This window comes from Vibrio sp. Vb0598 (genome assembly GCF_033338935.1).
In the GTDB taxonomy this organism is placed as follows: domain Bacteria; phylum Pseudomonadota; class Gammaproteobacteria; order Enterobacterales; family Vibrionaceae; genus Vibrio; species Vibrio alginolyticus.
In genome coordinates this window covers 1-1,137 of the sequence record NZ_JAWOTP010000226.1, presented here as the reverse complement: position 1 = coordinate 1,137, position 1,137 = coordinate 1, and the positions used below count along the sequence as shown (strand labels likewise).

The 1,137-nt window shown below is 43.5% G+C and carries 1 protein-coding gene and 1 pseudogene; both read right to left on the bottom strand.

Going from position 1 to position 1,137, the window contains the following annotated elements; all coding sequences use genetic code 11:
* Positions 1-46: 46 nt before the first annotated feature.
* A complete protein-coding gene (locus R7Q38_RS24275) occupies positions 47-331 on the bottom strand; it encodes a ComEA family DNA-binding protein (RefSeq protein ID WP_161937077.1) in 285 nt (94 codons plus the stop codon).
* Positions 332-481: 150 nt separating this feature from the next.
* Positions 482-1,137, bottom strand: a pseudogene (locus R7Q38_RS24270) (peptidylprolyl isomerase); the annotation flags it as partial.

The window sequence follows — 1,137 nt, the reverse complement described above, 5'->3', positions numbered from 1 at the left end:
ACCGGAAACGAAAACTCAGTAAGAATACAATGGTCGAAGCCCGCGTTTATAGAAGAATGCGGTCTTCGTTTTTCTTGATGGTTGCTTCACCAATTCCTTTCACATTGGTTAAATCAGCTGCTGTTTTAAATGGGCCGTGCTCGATACGGTAGTCAACTATGCTTTGCGCTTTCTTTTCGCCAATACCTTTCAGCATCGTTGCTATCTCTTCTGCAGAAGCAGTATTGATATTGACCGTAATTTCAATTCCTTCATATTTATCAGCCTTGGTATCAGCGGCCAAACTGAGTGGTGCGAACACCACTAAACACAAGGTTAAAATCCATTTCATATTGAACATATACACTCCAAATTAACGCTCTGAAATAATCCGCCCTAATGTAGGCAAACACTCATCGTCATTGAAGTTTGTTTAAACAAAAATAAAACGGGCCGCTTACGCGACCCGTTTTAGTTAACATGCAAATTACATAATTAGTGCTTAGTTGCTCACAACAAAGTACTCAATGTCTGTGTTAGCACGCAATACAGCGAGAACAGAAGATAGATCCTGCTGAGATGATGCACGTTGCATTTGCATCGCAACTTGATCTTCTAGCGAACTATCTAGTTCCGCTTTCACAGCATCCAGTTCAATCACTACGATGTTGCCTTCAAGGTCTTTCGACTGACCGTAGACAGGTTTGCCATCTACTGGCTTCGCCATTGCAAAGACGGTAGTTGCTAGTGGCGAACGACGGTCAACGGTCTCTTGCTCACCAAATGTTAGGTTGTTTTCCGCAAGAACAGCCGTATTGCCTTCATTCAGAGCAGCTACCACTTTTGTACCTAGCTCTAGGGCACCTTGCTCACCTTTAACGCGAGATAGTTCCGCCACAACTTGGTCTTTCACTTCAGCTAATGGAAGCACTGTTTCGTCACGAGAATCTTCAACACGAACAACAATAATGTGCTCAGGCGCAACTTCAATCGCTTCAGAGTTCAGACCGTCTTCTTTCACTTCTGGGCTCAGTAGTGCTTGCATAACGGCTTGGTTACGTAGAACCTCAGGTGCATCAACTTGAGAGATGAAGTCTGTTGTCTTCACTTCTTGGTTAATAGCTTTAGAAGCATCGTCTAGTGAATCAGGGTACTCAA